This is a genomic window from Chitinophaga filiformis, from assembly GCF_023100805.1.
Lineage (GTDB): Bacteria > Bacteroidota > Bacteroidia > Chitinophagales > Chitinophagaceae > Chitinophaga > Chitinophaga filiformis_B.
On the sequence record NZ_CP095855.1, the window covers coordinates 4,759,417 to 4,779,480 of the forward strand.

General features: G+C 47.1%; 16 protein-coding genes and 1 riboswitch. Of the genes, 6 read left to right on the plus strand and 10 right to left on the minus strand.

The annotated features are described in order from the left end of the window. Positions 1 to 7: 7 nt before the first annotated feature. A complete protein-coding gene (locus MYF79_RS18620; RefSeq protein WP_247809153.1) occupies positions 8 to 445 on the plus strand; it encodes a polymer-forming cytoskeletal protein in 438 nt (145 codons plus the stop codon). Between the two features lie 271 nt (positions 446 to 716). Here MYF79_RS18620 and MYF79_RS18625 read toward each other — a convergent pair whose 3' ends face one another. The 4 genes from MYF79_RS18625 to MYF79_RS18640 all read right to left on the minus strand — a co-directional run bounded on the left by MYF79_RS18625 (position 717) and on the right by MYF79_RS18640 (position 4,249). Beyond that, positions 717 to 890 (minus strand): hypothetical protein, encoded by a 174-nt coding sequence (locus MYF79_RS18625; protein WP_247809154.1) that lies wholly within the window; start codon positions 888 to 890, stop codon positions 717 to 719. A gap of 1 nt (position 891) precedes the next feature. Next, positions 892 to 2,421: a hypothetical protein gene (locus MYF79_RS18630; protein ID WP_247809155.1), complete on the minus strand. Its 1,530-nt coding sequence runs from the start codon at positions 2,419 to 2,421 to the stop codon at positions 892 to 894. A 265-nt stretch (positions 2,422 to 2,686) separates the two neighbouring features. Then, positions 2,687 to 3,763 carry an NADH:flavin oxidoreductase/NADH oxidase gene (locus tag MYF79_RS18635; protein WP_247809156.1) on the minus strand — a complete coding sequence of 359 codons (1,077 nt, stop codon included), beginning with the start codon at positions 3,761 to 3,763 and terminating at the stop codon, positions 2,687 to 2,689. Between the two features lie 282 nt (positions 3,764 to 4,045). Continuing rightward, positions 4,046 to 4,249 carry a cold-shock protein gene (locus tag MYF79_RS18640; protein ID WP_145716217.1) on the minus strand — a complete coding sequence of 68 codons (204 nt, stop codon included), beginning with the start codon at positions 4,247 to 4,249 and terminating at the stop codon, positions 4,046 to 4,048. A 290-nt stretch (positions 4,250 to 4,539) separates the two neighbouring features. Between MYF79_RS18640 and MYF79_RS18645 the strand changes: the two genes are divergently transcribed. Continuing rightward, positions 4,540 to 5,628, plus strand: coding sequence for a fatty acid desaturase family protein (locus tag MYF79_RS18645; RefSeq protein WP_247809157.1), 1,089 nt, complete (start codon positions 4,540 to 4,542; stop codon positions 5,626 to 5,628). Between the two features lie 110 nt (positions 5,629 to 5,738). On the opposite strand, the gene MYF79_RS18650 is transcribed toward MYF79_RS18645, so the two are convergent. From MYF79_RS18650 to MYF79_RS18670, 5 genes are all read right to left on the minus strand, one after another. Beyond that, positions 5,739 to 6,884, minus strand: a complete 1,146-nt coding sequence (locus MYF79_RS18650) for a family 20 glycosylhydrolase (RefSeq protein WP_247809158.1) — start codon at positions 6,882 to 6,884, stop codon at positions 5,739 to 5,741. Positions 6,885 to 6,994: 110 nt separating this feature from the next. Further along, on the minus strand, positions 6,995 to 7,906 hold the full coding sequence (locus MYF79_RS18655; RefSeq protein WP_247809159.1) for a hypothetical protein: 912 nt from the start codon (positions 7,904 to 7,906) through the stop codon (positions 6,995 to 6,997). A 19-nt stretch (positions 7,907 to 7,925) separates the two neighbouring features. Further along, the gene (locus MYF79_RS18660; RefSeq protein WP_247809160.1) at positions 7,926 to 9,053 is read right to left on the minus strand and encodes a DUF5074 domain-containing protein; all 1,128 of its coding nucleotides are present in this window, start codon (positions 9,051 to 9,053) and stop codon (positions 7,926 to 7,928) included. 3 nt (positions 9,054 to 9,056) lie between these two features. Further along, the gene (locus MYF79_RS18665) at positions 9,057 to 11,075 is read right to left on the minus strand and encodes a TonB-dependent receptor (RefSeq protein WP_247809161.1); all 2,019 of its coding nucleotides are present in this window, start codon (positions 11,073 to 11,075) and stop codon (positions 9,057 to 9,059) included. A gap of 17 nt (positions 11,076 to 11,092) precedes the next feature. Continuing rightward, positions 11,093 to 12,151, minus strand: coding sequence for a DUF5074 domain-containing protein (locus MYF79_RS18670; RefSeq protein ID WP_247809162.1), 1,059 nt, complete (start codon positions 12,149 to 12,151; stop codon positions 11,093 to 11,095). A gap of 175 nt (positions 12,152 to 12,326) precedes the next feature. Further along, a riboswitch (cobalamin riboswitch) is annotated at positions 12,327 to 12,542 on the minus strand. 70 nt (positions 12,543 to 12,612) lie between these two features. Here MYF79_RS18670 and MYF79_RS18675 point away from each other — a divergent pair. The 4 genes from MYF79_RS18675 to MYF79_RS18690 all read left to right on the plus strand — a co-directional run bounded on the left by MYF79_RS18675 (position 12,613) and on the right by MYF79_RS18690 (position 18,098). Beyond that, positions 12,613 to 14,694 (plus strand): STN and carboxypeptidase regulatory-like domain-containing protein, encoded by a 2,082-nt coding sequence (locus MYF79_RS18675; RefSeq protein WP_247809163.1) that lies wholly within the window; start codon positions 12,613 to 12,615, stop codon positions 14,692 to 14,694. A gap of 56 nt (positions 14,695 to 14,750) precedes the next feature. Beyond that, positions 14,751 to 15,626 (plus strand): carbon-nitrogen hydrolase, encoded by an 876-nt coding sequence (locus tag MYF79_RS18680; protein ID WP_247809164.1) that lies wholly within the window; start codon positions 14,751 to 14,753, stop codon positions 15,624 to 15,626. Then, the gene (locus MYF79_RS18685) at positions 15,626 to 16,672 is read left to right on the plus strand and encodes an agmatine/peptidylarginine deiminase (protein ID WP_247809165.1); all 1,047 of its coding nucleotides are present in this window, start codon (positions 15,626 to 15,628) and stop codon (positions 16,670 to 16,672) included. Before MYF79_RS18680 ends, MYF79_RS18685 begins: the two co-directional genes overlap by 1 nt. Positions 16,673 to 17,351: 679 nt before the next feature. Further along, the gene (locus tag MYF79_RS18690; protein WP_247809166.1) at positions 17,352 to 18,098 is read left to right on the plus strand and encodes a murein L,D-transpeptidase catalytic domain family protein; all 747 of its coding nucleotides are present in this window, start codon (positions 17,352 to 17,354) and stop codon (positions 18,096 to 18,098) included. A gap of 205 nt (positions 18,099 to 18,303) precedes the next feature. On the opposite strand, the gene MYF79_RS18695 is transcribed toward MYF79_RS18690, so the two are convergent. Further along, a complete protein-coding gene (locus MYF79_RS18695; protein ID WP_247809167.1) occupies positions 18,304 to 19,911 on the minus strand; it encodes a murein L,D-transpeptidase in 1,608 nt (535 codons plus the stop codon). Positions 19,912 to 20,064: the final 153 nt, after the last annotated feature.

Sequence of the window (20,064 nt, forward strand, 5' to 3'; positions counted from 1 at the left end):
GCTTCCCTTGAAAGAGTTAATCAAAAAGGCTTTTGGAAAGGACATGTTCCTTATTCCAAGCCAGGTGTCCGTACAGGGCGCCGTCGAATCCACTATTCCCGGACGTATTGATGGCAATATAAGAGGCGATGTCCGTACAGAGGGCATGCTTGTCATAGGTAAAAGCGCAAATATCCGCGGTAATATCTATGCAACAGACCTTGTTGCCTACGGAAAGATCTATGGGGATATTATTGTAAGCAATAAAGCTGTTATCAGCAACAAAGCATATGTAAAGGGAGATGTGACCGCACTCGTGCTGGAAGTTGAACAGGATGCCGTCATTGAAGGCGCCATCCGCAAACATCCGACGGAGGCTGACGATGTCGTTCCCCCTCCTGCTGAAGAAGACGTTGAGAAGCCACAGCCTGCTGAAGACGAAGAGCAGGCAAGTTCGTGGTTTTGATAAATTATTGGTCTTGAGAGCCCACCGTTAGCTGGTGACGTATAGAAAACTGGTTTGTGGTTGCTGATAAATTTCCCGGATGATCAATTACAAGCCGGACGAGGATTAACTTAAAATGATTCTTGTTCACAAACTGTAGTTGATCATTTTTTTATTGGCATGATCAAGGCATAAAAAAACGTATCATCATGATACGGACATCTTATAGTTCAATTTAGGGGAATTCAATTTGAAATGTAATACGCATCAGTGATCACTTTTCGCACGTCAATTAAAAGCGCAGTCTAGGTTTCTTTTGTGGAGGAAGTTGTCTCCTCAGTTTCTCTTTCAGCCCCTGGACCGGCTTGAAAAAAGCTGCAGTTTCTGCATCACTTAGCACCCTGGCCTTGCCATTCTTTATCAGCGTGGCCAGAATTTCCGCTGATCTGCTTAAAGTAATTGCCATTTCAAAACCCTTTTAAATTATTTATGTAAACACTAAAATTACCCAAATCTAAACATTTCTTTACCAATCTGTTCTTCCTTCCGTTCCAACTATAAAAAATGTTTTTATAGCCACCAAAGATAAGTGCACTGTAACCATCGGGATTGGGTTCAGTTGCATCAAGGATAAACAATCCGAATGCTTGCCTTCTCTTAATATTCACTTTATCTGATATTTCAGCTACCCATATGAACTCAGACATAAACATATCAGTAATATATTCTCTGGCGTCAGAATTGAAGTTTATACTACGAGCGATGTAGTCTTTATAAGATCGGCTGGAAGCCAAGAATAACCGAACAAAAATCTCAGTGCCATTGGCAATGGGAAAAGTTCCTCTCAGTAAAAGCTCTTTTATATAAGCCTTGGCTGTAATTGCTTCGAGATACAGTTTTGGATGTAGAGGCACAATAAACTCGTTAATTCTACAGGCCTTCCAATCCGGGCCATTATAGTGTAATGCAGGAGTATCAAAAGACTGCAACCGATATGGAGGCATATTATCGTCTATAAATACAATTTTTCTGGGAATGTCATCATTATCAAAGAACAGAATGCCTTTATCTCTAATAATAGACTTTAAGTCACTATCAGACTCCTCGGAAACCAAGAGATTGTCTGTCAACTCGTCTGTTGTTTGCGTCCGACCGATAGCTATCAATGCGTGGCCAATCGTTCCCGTTCGATGACTGTTATCCATTCCAAGTATCAGAGGCAGACCACTTTCAATGTAGCTCGAAAAGGCCCGCCGGAATAAGATATCTCCTAACTCGTCCCGGGTATAAATTTTAGCACCGAATCCAAGCTCCCTGATGGCAAAGCTGATTTGTTCGGTCAGCAAGCCTTCTGTAGGTATCAGTCGTGCATGAGAGCGACTTTTAATAATCTCCGCGATCATAGATGGAGGCACCGGACTATATTCCGCATACCTGGATGAAAAATATTCCATAACGGCCCAGATCGAAGTTTCAGCACAACTGATCATTTCAGCATCCTGAGAAGAATGAGGAAACCCTTCTGCCACCAATTTTACAGCGTGAACACTGGACGGGTAGCTGGAAGTAACACAAAGAAAATTATCTTCCTGCAGCGCCTTCGGATGTATAATACTCCTTCCTATGACGTTGGGGATCGTTGGCCTAAGCACCATAAAACCATAGTACCTCTCCTGGAGTGTTGACAAGCCTGCATGCTCTCTGAAATCGCTTGCGGAAAGCGGACCATCGAAGAAAGACAAACGGATACAGTCCTTTTTATAGTCTTTTAATTTCGTGGCGAAATAGGAATAATAAGTATCCCGATACATACTGTCGGCGTAGGGTGCTTCAATAACGAAATGTACAGTAGGCTTGAGCTTTTTTATTGACTCCAGTACGACGTTATCATATATGGAAGCCGCTGTACCATTGGGAATTTCCCACTCATTCGCGAAAAGAGCTGTTAATTCTGTTCGTAATTCTGTTGGATTACAAATTCTCGTTAGTCCCGTCATCAGGTATAGTATAATTGGATTAAAAGGTTAACAATGCACGTTGAGGAATCTGCAAACTATTACATTTTTACTAAACAATCTTCAGGATAACGAAATAATTTTTTAGTGTTCACTTAGACATAAAATCATTGCATATTCAGTACGCCAATTGCACATCTCATTTCTAATACATTCAAACGTTGACGTTTAAACGAACACAAACAAAAATCCCCGGCATTACACCCGGGGATATATAATTTAATGACACCAATATTGGAGAGCCGGTTTAATGCCTTGGCTTGGCCCGTTCATATTGCACCGGCCACACAAACGATTCATCTTTCAACTCATGCGCCGCATGCATGGGGAAATACGGATCTCTCAGATACTCCCTCGCCATGATCACCAGATCAGCTTTCCCTTCCGCGATAATGGACTCTGCCTCAGTTGCCGTAGTTATCAGCCCTACTGCACCGGTCAGTATACCCGTCTCCCTGCGGACATGTTCTGCAAACGGCGTTTGATATAAGGGCCCGACAGTTATTTTCTGATGATGCGCTAATCCTCCTGATGAGGTATCAATAAGATCTACGCCTTTATCCTTCAGGATGCGTGCCAGTGCTGTCGTGCTTTCCAGGTCCCAGCCGCCATCTGCCCAATCTGTTGCAGAGAGCCGCACAAACAGGGGATAATCTTCCGGCCATACTTCTCTCACAGCTGCCACTACTTCCAGTACCAGGCGGATCCTGTTCTCAAAGCTGCCGCCATAGTCGTCTGTCCGGTGATTGCTGAGCGGTGACAGGAATTGATGAAGCAAATAACCATGCGCCCCATGTAGCTCTATTACTTTAAAACCGGCCTTCAATGCACGTGCAGCGGCCGCTTTAAAATCTGCTATTACTTTATGAATACCTGCTGTAGTCAATGCGATGGGTTTCCCGTATTTCTCTGAGAAAGGAATGGCACTGGGCGCGTAGATCTCTTCCCAGCCGCCCTCTGCGGGGGGTACGAGCCTGATACCTTTCCAGGGCACTTCCGTACTTGCCTTTCTGCCCGCATGCGCCAGCTGTATACCAGGCACGGCACCATGAGCGGAAAGAAAACCGGTGATCCTTTGCAGATTCGCAATATGCGCGTCGTCCCAGATGCCAAGATCCGCAGGCGATATCCTTCCTTCCGGACTAACGGCCGCCGCCTCTGTGATAATAAGTCCGGCCCCTCCTACCGCGCGACTCCCCAGGTGCACTAAGTGCCAGTCATTGGCAAAACCATTCTCTGAGCTGTATTCACACATGGGCGAAACGGTAATCCTGTTCCTGAATGTAATATTCCTGATCTGTAAGGGTGAGAAGAGTGCTGCCATTGATCCTGTTATTTTGTTTACGTTTATGGGTTAAAAGTTAAGAAATAATGTAACAGGATCAGCAGAATAGTACGCAGGTCATCAAACGTCATTAACAAACCTTTATAGAACTCCGCCAGGAGTCCCCTTGTTTGTAGCCCTGGGTTTTCAATCCGGGGTATGGGAATTCCCCATTTTATCCCCGGTACATGAATATCACCTCCCGTCTTCGTCAACCACCATAAAACAAAAACCCCCAGGCTTCGCCTGAGGGTTCATTGCTAAATGTATGAAAAAGCAAGCTTAGTCGATACGTCTAACGTTAACGGCATTCATACCTTTCCTACCTTCCTGCAGCTCAAACTCTACTCTGTCATCTGCCTGGATTTCGTGAATAAGACCGTTCACGTGTACAAAAGTCTCTTTATTGGATTCATCATGCTTAATGAAGCCAAAGCCTTTTGTCTCGTTGAAGAACTTTACAGTTCCCTGGAATTTTGTGTTCATTTGTACTATTTGAAAAATTTGTAAAGGTTGAAGGTAACTCATAAAACCTACTGTACCAAATAAAACTCATTCTCTTTCAATATTTTCTCATATTGTTCACAATTATAAGATTAACATATTTATAACATTTTTATATATCAATCCTTATATGTACATTGTGCATATGCAATACGGGGATGCGACTTTTTTTGAACTTGATTCCGCTCTTTCTTCTTCTGTTTTATCGTCAATTGCCAACATTTATTACCTACAACTGATCGCGAACTAAATTTTTTCTTTTAAAATCTTTTATGGCCAAAGTTACATTCAACAACAAGAAAGCACTCTTTTTTCAATCGCTCAAAGCTGCTGTGGAAGAGTACTTTAAGGAAAACAACATTAAAAAGACAGGGAACAGGCATCTGTATATAAAGACAATCGTGCTCATCCCACTGGCGGTACTAATCTATCTCTCCCTGCTGATATTTCCAATGGCGGCACTGCCCGGTATCGCGCTATCGGCAATACTGGGGTTCGTTCTTGCCTGTATAGGTTTTAATGTCATGCATGATGCCTGCCACGGCAGTTACTCGGAAAACTCAACAGTCAACGATATCCTGGGCCTTACCTTAAACGCCCTGGGAGGAAATGCTTTTATCTGGAAACAGAAACATAACATCATCCATCACACCTATACAAATGTGGACGGGATGGACGATGACATCGCGAAGAGCCCGCTGATGCGTCAATGCAGCACCCAGACATGGACGCCGGCACACCGTGTACAGCATATCTACGTCGTAGCAATTTATGCGATCTCTTCCTTTGCTTGGGTGTTTATCATGGATTTTGTCAAATATCTTAGCCGCAAAGTATATAGAACACCATTGCAACCCATGAAGATGAAAGATCATCTCACGTTCTGGGCCAGTAAGGCATTGTATCTTGTATTCTACGTAGCGCTTCCCGTTGCCCTCCTCGGCTGGCAGGCCTGGCTGATAGGATTTACCGCTATGCACGTAGTAATGGGCTTTACGCTGGCCATCGTTTTCCAGCTGGCACACGTAGTGGAAGAAACTAATTTCGAAGCCGTGGGTGACGAAACGAAAGTCATTGAGAATGAATGGGCTATCCACCAGATCAATACTACCTCCAATTTTGCACCGGGTAATAAGATCATCTCCTGGTTTGTCGGCGGACTAAACTACCAGGTGGAACACCACCTGTTTCCCCGCATCAGCCATGTGCATTACCCACAGATCAGTAAGATCGTGGCTGCCAAGTGCGCGGAGTTCAATGTGCAGTACAACTGTCTGCCTACTATGATGTCGGCCGTCCGTTCCCACTTCCGCTTTATGCGCGATCTGGGAAGAAAACCGGTTCCGGCAATAGCTGGTTGACAAGGTCAAGTAATTGAAAAATAGTTGCTTGACTGTATCAAGTAACTGGCAAAAATAAAGCCCGGCAGTCTTTAAAGGCTGCCGGGCTTTACTATCTAATGTTTTCAGACCTACATTGTAGCCTTGTTAATCTCGGTAAATAGCTGACGGAAACACTTCGTCTGCGTATGCACCGTATCTGCAGGTTTACCGTCTTCACGGGGCCTTGGCTGTTTCCTGCCGTAATATTCGTCCATGAAGTCTTCCGCTCCCGACCATACAGTCTGCATCATTCCCTGGTACCTGTCTTTCATGATCGGTGTAGCCGACGCACGGAATTCCAGCATATCCTTCACTTGTTGGGTGGCAAATTCCGGCTTCCTCCAGGGACAGGTGATCACCTTCAAGCCCTTCATCGCGAAATATACCGGCGTTTTATCCGGACGGTCGTAATGCCAGTCGCAGATCGTCACATCTTTAGGGATCAGGTCAACAGCGCGATAGGTATTGTTCAAACTACCTTCCCACATACCAATACCAGTGGTTTTACCATCTATAAGCCGATCGCCCCATATCCATAAATCCCTGCCCTTTTCTGCCAGGTGATTGCGCAACAGGCTCACCTCTCCTGCGAATAATTCCGCCTTGTCGCGGCCGCCACAACGGGGACACTTCGCTTCTCCTATATAGAATACCTCATCCATCCCCGCATGGAAAGCTGTGCTCTCAAACGCATCGCACAGCTCATCTACCAGCTTGAATACCACGTCGTGCACTTCGGGGTGCAGCGGACAATAACTCTTACAATACAGCCCGTCTGCATTAGGCCATTCGTATTTCTCCGGCATCTTCACCCAGGGCGTTTCGTCAAACTGGGGGAACTTCGTCAGCAGGTTGTGCGTCTGACCAGCCCAGGATTGATGCCCCAGCAGGTTCAGTTGCGGAATGAGATTGATCTTGTTCTGACGGCATACCTGCACCAGCTTCTTGATATCGGCTTTGGATAAGGCCACGGGGTCCCTCAGCTCAGGAAAACTTTCGTACTCATAGTTGTAGTCCACCCGTAGTATCAGGGTGTTGACCTTACGGGTTACCAGTTCTTCCCTGATAAATTTGATAAAGTCATCGAGTGCGGGCTTTCTCGGCGCTCCGATACAAAAGCCCCTTACGGGCATAATACTGTCAGGTACAGGCGCCTGTGTAGCGGTTGTCCTGCTGCCAGACCTGAATGCAGTCAGTACCGCCGCCAGCGCACAAAGCAGGAGCACATTTCTCATAAATGTGGCATTAAGCATGGAATTGAATTTAGAACGTGAACATGAATAATGGAAAGGGCCGTCCGCCTTCAGCGAACAGCCCTTGTAAAATAACAAAAATTAGCAGCAAATTATTTCATATTCAGATCAACGGCACCTCTTATTTCTGTTGACACCTCTCCTACCGCCGGGTCGCCTTTGTCCTGCTGTCCTGTATAGACCTTTACGAAATCAATGGCCGGCAACGTAACCGTCTCTCCATTGCTGTTCACGGCCCAGGATATATCAAATGAGTTGTACAGGTTAGTAGCATAAGGATCTTTAACTGCATCCGTTCCCCAGTTGTCCGCATAGCCCCAGGCAAAGCCTGTATTCACATAAGTGCTTGTCCCTGGCAATACACCGGAAGTGCTTTTCAGCAATGTTCCCTCAAACGAGATAGAATCCTGGTTAGCTGCAAACAGAGGATAATATGAATGATTATGGAAACTATTGATCAGCACTGCACCGGAACGCCCCTGGCTATCTTTCCAGGGCACGTCTTTCACGCCTCCGGGGTTGTAATAAGTCACCCTGTAGTGCTTGATAGTAGTGGCGGCGCCATATTCGCTACCAGCCAGCTCATACCACGCATCATCGGGCCGTCCGTTCCTGTTCTCATCCCTGCTCACCATTACAATACCAGGTTCGGACAACTCCACAGGCGGTTTCACCGGATTACCATAAATAGCCAGATCAGCGCCATTTTTATTGAGGATAGAATGATCGAATCCGAATACCACATACCCGCCAAATGCGCCCAAATGCAGCACTTCCGTCGTTCCACCAACGATCTTCCGGGCCCCCGCCGGCGTACCAATGCTTTCATTTACAAACTGTCCGGGTGCAGGCTGATAATCAAACACCGCACTGATATACGGACTGCTGCTATCGGTAACAGGCCTGATACCGTTATCCCCCGGTTCCGCTGTTTCGTCCTTAGAACATCCCATCATCACTGCTGCCAGCAGCCCCGTTGTAATAATCATTCTGTTAAAACGCATAAGTAATCTGGTTTACTGGTTAATTCCGTACAAAAGCAAAATGCCCCGGAATATCTCCCGTGGTCACACTCCATTTCTTTTTGCCCGCCGGGCTGAAACAATATAATGTACCCGGCAGCAGGTTGTCTTTCGCGTCCGTTACATAGATCTCTTTAGTGGTAGGGTCGACGGCTATACCGGATGGTGTTGTTATCTGCGCATCCGTTCCATCTGTAATGAACCGGTTCGTCAGGATATGTTCATTCTTAATATCAACAATACCATAGCTGATGGTATTCTTATTCGTTATATAACTCCACTCCACGCCGTAAACATAGGCGCTGTCGCCCGATATCCAAAGATCGCTGACCGCCAGCTGCAGAGAGTCTTTTACAATATCGAGCTGTGTATTGATGACATACAGCTTTGAATGCAGGTCGTAATAGTCGCCCCGGGAGGTCACATAGATATCGCCATATCTATCCGCCTTTACATGGTGCAGGTTCACGGCTACATCTATACGTTTTGTCTCTTTGAAAGTCTGCATATCTATCACCGACAGGCTGCGTTCAAAGTTCCCCGGACTATATCCCCCGGAATTGGCTACATACAGCTTATCGCCAGATATGGCCATCTCCTCCGGCTGCCGGCCCACACCGGCAGTGCGTATCACCTGTAAGGTGGCCGTGTCCACTTCCGCTACATAGCCATTCACACCGGAAGTGCCGCCAGCCGTGGTAGCATAAGAGCTGACATAAGCCTTTCCCTTGTAAAAAGTAATATACCGGCACGATGGCACATTGATCTGCCCGATACGTTTGGCCGTGTGTACATCCATTACTTCCACCTTGTCAGACATGGCGATCACCGCATATAGCCTGCCACCGTAGATCTTGAGATCGTTCCCCACATCCCCCAATTCCTTCGTTGCTCCGGGATTGATAGTACTGTAAATATTACTGCTGTAAATACCCGTACCGCTATTATAATAATCAAGCGTAGCCAGGTTCATACCCATATTGCCCTCATTCAGCAGGTAAAAACCATTGCGCAGGCTGTCTGCACCCACATGAGTATCATCACCCGGTACGACAGTGGCGCCCTTGCGACAAGCAGCAAGCCCCGTCAGCAATCCACACACAAGCAGCAATGATCTGTAAAAACGCATAGGCTAAAAATTTATACTGGCAGTAAGACGATAATAACGACCCGGCATTGGGTAGTTGATTACAACATCATAGTACTGGTTGAATATATTGTTCAATTCCCCTGTCAGCTTCAGCAGCTTGCCGCCAAACAATAAACTGGTTGTGACCGACACATCGCTGGTATACCAGGGTTCCATGTAATATAGCGGAATATTGGTATTCAGGAAATATCTTTCCCCCACATAAATAAAACTGTAGTTTACGTCCCACCTGTTCCAGGAGGCATGGGCCACAAACGATCCGCTATGTACCGGGATATATGCGATCTGGTCCTTGTAATTGACCTCCGCCGGATTGCTCATGTCCATGGCCTTTTGGTAGGTATACTTCAGGGAAAAGTCTGTCTTCACGGCCCGCAGCAATACGGGCGACAACTGCACGTTGGCGTCAATGCCATAAATGTCCACCGAGCCGATATTCTGCATCATCCACTGGAAATTGCGCCCCGGAGCAGCCACGATCTTGTCCTTTACGTGCGTGTAATACGCGTCTGCCTGCAGGGAAAGGAACTGCAGGAAGCCTTCCCTGTTCCTGGCATATCCTGCCCCGATATTATACTGTTTAGCATATTCCGGCCTTAACGCAGGGTTTCCCACCGTACTATAATACATGTCATTAAAGGTCGGCATCCGGAAACTGTTCTTATAAAAAGCCCTGAGCTTCAGGTCTTCTCCCCCGAAGGGCTGCCAGGACGCTAATATTGTAGGGGTAAACCGATGAAAATCCCTGCCCGCTGTATACGCTTTGGTGCGCTCATTCACGATAGTGGCCAACAGGTTTCCCTGCAGCGCAACCGGTCCAAGGCGTAGCTGTGTAGCCGCCGCTGCCAGTGTGCTGTAACGGGTGGGAATTGCAAAATGATCGAGATTCACTGCCGTCATTTCATTCACCTGGAAATCGGCCGATAAAGCCACATCCCAGAAAGAAGTAAGCCGATACTGGTTGGCGGAAGAAATGTAATATTCTTTCTGCTGATACCGGTTCATCAGCGGGCCATCCACTGTAACGATCGCCGTATCCAGGTAGCGGACATAATCATACATGAACTTCGCGTTCAGCAGCATGGTATACCGCTTCCCGAATTGCTTCCTGTAAGATGATTGTATGAAAAAGTTCCTGTCCCACTGATGCTGTCCGTTAAGGAACTTATTACTGACAATAGCGCCTGGCAATCCGCGTGTAGAATTATAATAATACACCTTTGCCTGCCAGCTGCTGCTGTCCCTCAATTGCCCAAACAATCCTGCTTCCACGCGGGCAGCATCGATCGCGGCATTCTCCCTGACAGCAGTGGTATCGTAGGTGCCATTGGTGTACCTGAACTTATAACGGCCATTGCCATGCAGCCATTCACTGCTTACTGCGGCCGATAAGCGCTCAGACAGGCGTTGCTCCAGTCTCACAGACGGATTCACCAGTCCAAAAGAGCCTGTTTTAAACGCCACTTTTCCATGGGTCTTTTCACCCTCCCCGAACACCGGCTTACGGGATTGCAGGTAAATGGCCGAAGCTGCGGCAAATCCTTTCGCCGGCTGCAGCAGCACTCCTTTCTGCGCGTTATAGAGATCTATCTGTTCTATATTATCCAAAGAAAACCTACCCAGGTCCACGGTTCCGTTCTGTGCATTGCCCAGCTGGATACCGTCGTAAAACACACCGGTATGATTGGTGCCCATACTGCGCACATTCAGAGTTTTTAATCCACCTAATCCGCCATAGTCCTTCAGCTGCACCCCGGAAAAGAAACGTACCGCATCGGCAACGGAAAGACTGTTCATCTTTTCCAGCGCAATGCCACTTAACGTCTGTACCGGCGATACGGGGTTACTCCTGTCAGAGAAGATGGTCACGCCCTGTAGCATCCTGGCGGCTGCAGAATCTTTCGCAGGCAGCGCCACTTTATCTTGTGCATGCAGTCTGTAGTGAGCTGCGATGCACAGGATAAAAAGAAATACGGATCGTATGTAGTGGCGATTGTCCAAATGTGTCTCAAAATGGATTAATGGAAAACAGCCATGCCAGGGAAATAATATCCCTCGTAAGTCTTGCTGCGTTGCAAGGCCCCTGTAGTCGCATTGTATATATAGATCGTATTGTTGGCATCAGCGCCGTAGATATTCGTGTTGCTGTTCAACACCAGGTAATTCTTCGTTTTATCATAACCGATACCTTTTCCGTAGAAGTATTGTCCTGCGGGAAGGGTGATGAAGGGCGTAGCCAGAGACGCAATATCACCGGTATAGCGGTATACCTTGTTATTGCCGGAAACGATAAAGATAGCATTATCTGTAGTGGATGCTACCATAGAACTATTGGTATATGTCCATTCATTATAATGAACAGGGAAACCGGTTGTGATGCTATCCACCGCCAGCGTAGCTGCATTGATCTTCTTCAACTGTGTGGCGGAGGCAGCCCATACATTACCATCTTTACCCTGTACAAAGCCTGATACTGCAGTCCCCAGTTTCTTCGCCAGGCTGTAATCATTGGCGTTCAGGGCCACGATGCCATCTCTGGCGGATATTAAAAATATATAATTACCGCTTTTGATCATATCTTTCACTTCACCATCCACACTGCTGATCTTAGTACCTAATGCGAGCGTAGACAGGGTAACAGGATATAAACCCACACCGGTACTGAGCAATCCACGGCTGTCATCCACACCCAGGAAAGCCCGGCCGTCATGGCCCGGCAAACTGTCCACTCTTCCGGTCTCTTTCAGGGTCGCTGCATCAGCCGCTACGAACGGGCCGTCAAATTTACCCACCAGGTATAACTTCCCATTGTAAATAGTTCCAAACTGCATGGTGGTGGTGGAAGTACCCAGCTTTTTACCGGGATTTTCCGCAGAATAGGCGTATTTATAGATGGAGTCCTTATCATAATCGTAGAAGTTAACATCACCGGCAGCAACACTATAATTGCCTTCGCTGATGATGTAAAAACCATTGTCATACTTGCCGGGAGGAGGTGTTACCGCATCATCATCAGAACAGGAGGCTACGGCTAACATTAAGCCGGCTATTAACCAGGAGCGTAAATTTTTATGCATAATTCGAACGTTTATCTCGTTTGATGAATACCATGACCTTCATTCAGCTGAATAGACCAATAGCAGGCAATCTTGTCTACAGTGACTTTCTTACCGGCACCAATAATATTGATAGAATAAGAAACAGCGCCTCTACAGGCTGTAACTGCATCAAGTGTCTTTCACCCGAAGGCACGGAATGTCTGTTGCTATTGGCAGGTCTTCTGGCTCTCCTGCTTTTTCCGGGCCTTCCCGTCCGCCTCAGGCAGACAGTGGCAATTGGGAGATTGAATGTCCGGAAAAACCGATCGTATCATACGATGCAGGATCACAGCTACGGGGATAGCTCCGGATTTACACCGGATTCCCTATTAATTCACCACCTGGTGAAACCAAATGCGGCACAAACCTACTGTATGAGTAGTTAATATCCAAAAAGAAAAATAGATAGTATCTTGCCGCAAAATATCAAAACTGTTCTGTTGAAACATCTATTCCTGCTGGTAGCACTCTTCTTCGGAAGCTATGCCGGTTATGCCCAAAGTCCGCTCAATAAAACGGTTACCGTCGATGCCGACCACCAACGCCTTGCCGTAGTACTAGATAAAATTAGTATGCAGGGCGGGTTTCACTTTTCTTATGTAAAGGAATTTATTCATGATGATAGCCTCGTAACAGTTCATGTAAATAACAAGTCTGTGAAACAGGTCCTGGATATGTTGTTTCAGGGCAATTTCCAGTTCCGCGAAATAGGCAACCAGGTCATCATACAGCCCGGCACCTCTTCCAAAGAGAAATGGTTCGTGGTAAGCGGCCATGTAAAAGACGCCGTTACAGGCTCTCCCATCAATAATGCCAGTGTTTATGAAAGAATGCAGCTCATCTCCACCATGACCAATGAACAGGGCTATTACAAGATACGCCTGCGTGAAAGAGAAAGAACTGCGGCCATGCTCACCGTCAGCAAAGACCTGTACCGGGACACTATTATGCTGATCCTTTCCGGACATGACCAGGAACTTGACGCCAGCATTAAACCGGCCCCGCCCATACAGCTCAGTGTAGTAGACATCAATAAATACTCCCATGTGGAACAAACCATGTTCGGCCGCTTCTTCCTGTCATCCCGCCAACGGATGCAGAGTCTTAACCTGAGCGACTTCTTTACCAAACAGCCTTACCAGTACTCACTTGTACCTGCTATTGGCACACATGGTAAAATAGGCTCGCAGGTGATCAATAAATTTTCACTGAACATGATCGGTGGTTATACGGCTGGCCTGAGTGGCGTTGAATTGGCGAGTGTGTTTAACATTGATCAGAAGGATGTGAAATGGGTACAGATCGCAGGCATATTTAATATTGTCGGCGGACGTGTAACCGGCGTGCAGCTGGCTGGCGTGCATAACCACGCCATGGATTCACTGAAAGGCGTACAGGCTGCGGGGATAAGTAATATGCTGAAACGCGGTTTCCACGGAATACAGGCAAGCGGTATATATAGTCAGACAGGTGGTGATTCAAAGGGCGGACAACTTTCAGGCGCTATCAGCTATTCCGGAGGGAATCTCGAGGGCCTGCAGGCTACCGGTGCTATCGGCGTGGCAAGAGGAACCGTGAGCGGCGCACAGGTGGCAGGTGCGGTCAACTACAGTCAGGGTATTGGAGGGGCGCAGATTGGTGGTTTGGTAAATGTCAATATCGATACCACCAACGGCGCACAGATATCCGGCGCTATTAACTATACCAGGCGACTGAAGGGTGCTCAGATTGGCGGTTTGGTAAATGTCAATATCGATACCACAAGCGGCGCGCAGATATCCGGCGCTGCTAACTATACCAAGGGACTGAAGGGCGCGCAGATTGGAGGTCTGGTAAATGTCAATATCGATACCACAAGCGGCGCACAGATATCCGGCGCTGTTAACTATACCAGGCGAATAAAGGGCGCTCAGATTGCTGGTTTGATGAATGTCAGCATAGACACCACCATCGGTACGCAGATATCCGGCCTGGTCAACTATGCCGGCATTCTTAAAGGCGTACAGATCGGATTACTCAACTACGCTGATTCCTCCGATGGTTACAGCATCGGCCTGGTTAGCTTTGTCAGAAGAGGTTATCACCAGGTACAGATCTATTATAACGAGGTGCTGGACCTGAACCTGGCCTATAAATCCGGTAACCGCAAGTTATACAGCCTCATGCTGGCAGGTATGAGCCTGGGCAGGGACAGGGCTTACTCATTCGGTTACGGTATCGGACATGATTTCAATTTATCCCCCTCGGCTTTTATTACTGCGGAAGTCACCTCCCAATACATCTACCTGGGCAACTGGAATGCTACCAATACCTTGCTCAGGTTACAGGCTGCCTGGAACAAACGGCTGATGAAGAATATCACCTTCTTTGCCGGACCTAGCTTTACGCTATATCATAGCGACAAGCCGGATGTAAGTGATCCTCCGCATGAAATGAAGGTGCTCAGGCACTACAGCCCCTTTACCTTTGGCAAAGATGTCTTCGGCTGGTTTGGCTGGCATATAGGCATCGGGTTTTTCTAGATTATTTGGTACTTTTGCCCCTTCATTTTTTAAACGGTAAAATTTAAACTCAGGTAATGTCAAAAGTTAAAGTAGGTTTTGTGCAAATGTCCTGCAGCAAAGACAAGGCTGAAAACCTTGCCAAGGCTAGCAAAGGTATCCGTGACGCCGCCGCTAAAGGTGCGCAGATCGTTTGTCTGCAGGAATTGTTTACTTCCCTTTATTTCTGTGATGTGGAGGATTACGATAATTTCTCCCTGGCAGAACCTATTCCCGGTCCTTCTACCGATTCCCTCCAGAAGGTAGCCGCAGAACTGGGCGTGGTGATCATCGCCTCCCTGTTCGAAAAACGGGCACAGGGTATCTACCACAACACTACAGCTGTACTGGATGCAGACGGAACCTACCTGGGTAAATACCGTAAAATGCATATCCCGGACGATCCGGCTTATTACGAGAAATTTTATTTCACCCCGGGCGACCTGGGATATAAAGTCTTCAAGACAAAATTCGCCACCCTCGGTGTACTCATCTGCTGGGACCAGTGGTATCCGGAAGCCGCCAGGATCACTGCTCTTATGGGCGCAGAAATACTGTTCTATCCGACCGCTATCGGCTGGGCAACCTCCCAGGATGAAGCAACCAACACAGAGCAGTACAATGCATGGCAGACCATTCAGCGTAGTCATGCCGTTGCCAACGGCATACATGTCGTAAGCGTGAACCGTGTGGGCTTCGAACAGGAAGGCCGCATGAAATTCTGGGGCGGCTCCTTTATCTCCAATCCTTTCGGTACTATCATTTACCAGGCCTCTCACGATCAGGAAGAAGTGTACGTACAGGAACTGGACCTGAATACGACCGACAGGTACCGTACGCATTGGCCGTTTATGCGCGACAGAAGAATTGACTCCTACGCTCCTATCACCAAAAGATTTATCGACGAAGCATAATGAACGGACTACCAACGCCGAAAGAGCTGGGATACTTTTTCCCGGCCGAATTCCATTCGCATATCGCTACCTGGCTGAGCTGGCCACATAAAGAAGCCAGCTGGCCCGGAAAGATCCATACGATCTATCCCTACTACAGCCAGTTTGTAAAATACCTGGCAGAAAGTGAACTGGTCCGTATCAACGTGAATGATGAAGCCATGAAGGCTTTCGCCACAGGTCACCTGCGCAATGCCGGTGTCAATATGGATAAGGTGGAATTCTTCTTCCATCCTACCAATGACGCCTGGTGCCGCGACCATGGCCCTGCCTTCCTTATCAACCCGGCTGCGCAGAAAAAAGCCATCGTAGACTGGAACTATAATGCCTGGGGCGGCAAATACCCTCCGTTCGACAAGGACGATGTGATCCCGACCCGTATCGCCGAACATTTCAAGCTGCCGGTATACAATCCGGGTATTATCATGGAAGGTGGTTCTGTGGAATTCAACGGCAAAGGCACGGTCCTGACCTCCTGCTGCTGCCTGTTGAATGAAAACCGTAATCCACACCTGAAACAGGAAGACATCGAATATTTCCTGCAGGAGTTCTATGGCGTTGACCAGGTATTATGGGTGGATGAAGGCATCGTCGGAGACGATACCGACGGTCATATCGACGATACGGTCCGTTTTGTGAACGAAGACACCGTCCTCACCGTCGTGGAAAGCAATAAGCAGGACGAAAACTACGAACTGCTGCAGGGCAACCTCCGTCAGTTACAGCAGATGCGCCTGCTGAATGGCAAACAGCTGAACGTGGTGGAACTGCCGATGCCGGATGCTGTAGTATATGACGACCAGCGCCTGCCCGCCTCATATGCTAATTTTTACATCAGTAATAAGCACGTGATCGTTCCGGTATTCAACTCTAAGAACGACGATAAGGCGTTGCAGATCATTGCGGAATGCTTTAAAGATCGTGAAGTCGTAGGTATTGACTCTACTGAGATCATCTGGGGCCTTGGCAGCTTTCACTGCCTGAGTCAGCAGGAACCCGCTATCTAAACTGTCGTTAAATATCATTTTAAGCCTGTTAGGAGACGAATTTCCTGGCAGGCTTTTCTCTTATCAGTATTTTCTGTTTCGGCGCTTAAAAGGCTTTATTTATGGACGAGCCTGTTTCGTAATATACTGTTATCGGTGGTGTATATGAATTACTATTAAATTTCCCTGTAGTTTGTCATACCAAGTCCCGGCAAAACAGCAAAATAGCAGTGTAAAGCTTAAATTTGCGCATCTGTAAAGCAAATAATGAATTTACGATAACACCTGTAAAGTCAAATCCTGAAGTTCCGCACAAGAACTGTAAAGTTTTTCTGTACTAAGACAGGGACCTGAAAAATACCGTCTTGATACCGCTTTAATACCGCTAATCTTACGTTAATCTTACGTCCCCGAACGTAGCTTTAACGTAAGATTAGCGGTATTAAAGCGGTATTAAGACGGCAAAAAGCGGCATCTTGAAAAACGTTTTCCCACTATTCCCCGTATATCAAACCGATGGTTCACCCCGCTATTCAATGTCATAACATCGTAAAACACATCCCAACAGCAGAGCTTAAATTACCCGCTTTCACATTTCTTTAGCATTTCCTGCGTTAATTTTGCATTAGTCATTTTACAGAAGCATCGCCGGACTCACATAAGCCCGGTTTATTTTTAAAAATCCAATCCATTTCCGTTGATGAAGAAACCTGTTAAAAAACTCATTAAGTACACCCTTGCCGCCGGTCTCTTTGCCGGAATCCTCTTTACCATTGCTCCGACTGAGGGAAGCAAAACCAAAACTATCCCGCTTGCCGAAAAGAGATTTAGCAACAAAGATGCCTTGTTTGCATTGTTGAAGCTGGATTCCCTTGGACTTTCGAAAGAGGCATTCAACTATGCCCTGTCCGGTTTGGAAAAACTGGAAAAAGAAGGTAAGTTGAAAAATCCCGACCTGCTGACCATCGCCGACTTTAGTCAGCCGTCCAACAAAAAGCGTTTATTCGTGATTGACCTGAAGAACGAAACTGTACTGTTTAACACCTTCGTGTCTCATGGACGTAATTCAGGTACTGCCGTGGCCACCTCTTTCTCCAACGCACCCGAAAGCTTCAAAAGCAGCCTGGGATTTTATGTAACCGGAGATACTTATAAAGGGCAGCATGGATATTCCCTGCGTTTACAGGGTGAAGAGCAGGGTATTAACGACAACGCTATGAGCAGGGGCATCGTGATGCACAGCGCAGCATATGTCAGCGAGCAGATCGCTAAACTGCAGGGATATATCGGACGTAGCCTGGGTTGCCCGGCTATTCCTGAAAAAATACACCGGCAGATCATCGAAGTGATTAAAAATGGCAGCTGTCTGTTCCTGTATAGTCCCGACAAATCGTATATGGCTAATTCAAAGATATTAGCGGCGGATAAAGACACTACCGTCGCATAAAAGGCGAATCTGACATCCATTTTCCAATATCAGATCCACTTCATCCTTTCATCCTCCCTGGCCCCTCTTCAGATACTCACATGACAGCGCCTATGTTTACACGCTGCAATAACATTACCGGCCTCTGCATGGTGATAATGCGTGTACCGAAAAGGGCCAGGGGGATGGGATGAATGATATATTGTTATGTTGATCAGGTTGACGGTTATTTCGGATCCGTAAAGAGTTTAGCGGCTGTATAGGCGTCATGGTCGTAGATATCCTCTCTGAACTGCGTTCTTCCTCCTTCATCGACCCAGGCAGTATAATAAGTGATCAGCACTGGTACCGGGTCCTTTATCTTAACATATTTTTCCTTCCCACTGTTCATTGCACTATCAATTCTTTCCGGCGTCCAGGTATCATTGTCTGCTAACAGGTAGTTGGCCAGCCTGACAGGATCTCCCAGGCGGATACAGCCGTGACTGAAAGCCCGCTGATCTTTCTGGAATAAATACTTCTGATTGGTGTCATGAAAATAAATGTTGAAGCTGTTGGGGAACAGGAACTTCACCTTCCCGAGGGGATTATCTTCTCCAGGCAATTGCCGGATTACGGGTAGTCCGTTCCGTTCTCCTGTCACCTCCATGTGCTTTTCACTGAGATAATTGCCATTACGCGACATTGCGGGCAATACTTCCTCCCGCACAATACTGTTCGGCAGGTTCCAGTAAGGGCTGAACACGATCTGGTTCAGGTCGCCCGAGAACATGGTCGTACTCTTTCCCTCCTTCCCTACTACCACGGGCATATCAAACTCCTTGTTCTTACCATTCCATACATGTAAAGCGAACTCCGGGATGTTCACCAGTATCAGCCGGCCTTCCGGTGTAGGTGGCGCCCAGCGCATCCGCTCCAGGTTGATCAGCATCCGCTCTACCAGTTTAATAGCCGGAATATTCATCTCACGTAAGAGGGTATCTGTAATAATCCCCCTGGGCGTATGTCCATGTGTGGCCTCAAACAGTTTCACTGCATTCTCCAGTCCGTCATTGAACACGATTGTTGTATCTTTTTCAGGATATTCACCCGTCGTCTGCAAACGCCTTTTCACCCAGGCAATAAGGGCGGTACTGTCCCCCTTTTTATACCGTTTTTTCTTCTCTACTGTAACGGTATCCCATCCACCTTTTTTCGCGATATCTGTATACTGCTGCAGGGCCTTTACCAGGGCACTATAATTAGTGTTTAAGCCGTCTTTCTTTTTATCATCCAACATCGCCGCGGCCTTCTTCATGATCTCATCCTTCTTCGCTGGCACCGCACTTTCCAGCCCTTCCACTGTTTTATCAGGACCAACATTCAGGTAATAGTTAATGAGCCGCAGGGTGAGCTGCAACTCCGTCTTCACGATATTAGCATCACGCGGAGAAGCTGCAGAATCGCTGTCGCCCGTCATCATGGCGTTCAGGCGGTATTCGAGCGACTTATTATTCTCGCTTGTATCTACGCTGTAATCATAGAGACTGCGGAAGCCATAGGCCTGTTCATTCAACCCATGACTATCAAACCACGCAAACTCATAATTGCGTGCATTGTAAAAGCTACGCAAACGGTTGGCAAGCGTATCATTCAGCTTTTGCTTCGCGATGAAACCAGCAACATCACTGGTGTCAAGAAAAAGATCATTGTAGGCGTTTGCAGGCGTGATCTGCGTATTTCTTGGGGTAATGGAAATGGTCTCCTGTTGCTCTTTCACAACTTTGCTGTTACAGCTGTAGGAAAATACAAGCAACCCAGCCACTACCAGCAACAATATAGTTATCGTTCTCATGCCTAACACCTTTGCAAAAGGCGTGCCTCTGCCATTAGCGAATGCATGCCATTACACACTTGTAGAAGTTCTAACACAGCGGCAATACCACGGGCCGCAAAATGTGTTCATTCGCCACAATCAGGCGTCATAGCGCAACCAGGCTCTTATGGC

Excerpts from the sequence above, each read along its gene's own strand:
- MYF79_RS18685 (WP_247809165.1), top strand. The coding sequence starts at position 15,626 with ATGAACGGACTACCAACGCCGAAAGAGCTGGGATACTTTTTCCCGGCC.
- MYF79_RS18680 (WP_247809164.1), top strand. The coding sequence starts at position 14,751 with ATGTCAAAAGTTAAAGTAGGTTTTGTGCAAATGTCCTGCAGCAAAGAC.
- MYF79_RS18690 (WP_247809166.1), top strand. The coding sequence starts at position 17,352 with ATGAAGAAACCTGTTAAAAAACTCATTAAGTACACCCTTGCCGCCGGT.
- MYF79_RS18655 (WP_247809159.1), bottom strand. The coding sequence starts at position 7,906 with ATGCGTTTTAACAGAATGATTATTACAACGGGGCTGCTGGCAGCAGTG.
- MYF79_RS18695 (WP_247809167.1), bottom strand. The coding sequence starts at position 19,911 with ATGAGAACGATAACTATATTGTTGCTGGTAGTGGCTGGGTTGCTTGTA.
- MYF79_RS18660 (WP_247809160.1), bottom strand. The coding sequence starts at position 9,053 with ATGCGTTTTTACAGATCATTGCTGCTTGTGTGTGGATTGCTGACGGGG.
- MYF79_RS18625 (WP_247809154.1), bottom strand. The coding sequence starts at position 890 with ATGGCAATTACTTTAAGCAGATCAGCGGAAATTCTGGCCACGCTGATA.
- MYF79_RS18650 (WP_247809158.1), bottom strand. The coding sequence starts at position 6,884 with ATGAGAAATGTGCTCCTGCTTTGTGCGCTGGCGGCGGTACTGACTGCA.
- MYF79_RS18670 (WP_247809162.1), bottom strand. The coding sequence starts at position 12,151 with ATGCATAAAAATTTACGCTCCTGGTTAATAGCCGGCTTAATGTTAGCC.
- MYF79_RS18645 (WP_247809157.1), top strand. The coding sequence starts at position 4,540 with ATGGCCAAAGTTACATTCAACAACAAGAAAGCACTCTTTTTTCAATCG.
- MYF79_RS18630 (WP_247809155.1), bottom strand. The coding sequence starts at position 2,421 with ATGACGGGACTAACGAGAATTTGTAATCCAACAGAATTACGAACAGAA.
- MYF79_RS18635 (WP_247809156.1), bottom strand. The coding sequence starts at position 3,763 with ATGGCAGCACTCTTCTCACCCTTACAGATCAGGAATATTACATTCAGG.
- MYF79_RS18640 (WP_145716217.1), bottom strand. The coding sequence starts at position 4,249 with ATGAACACAAAATTCCAGGGAACTGTAAAGTTCTTCAACGAGACAAAA.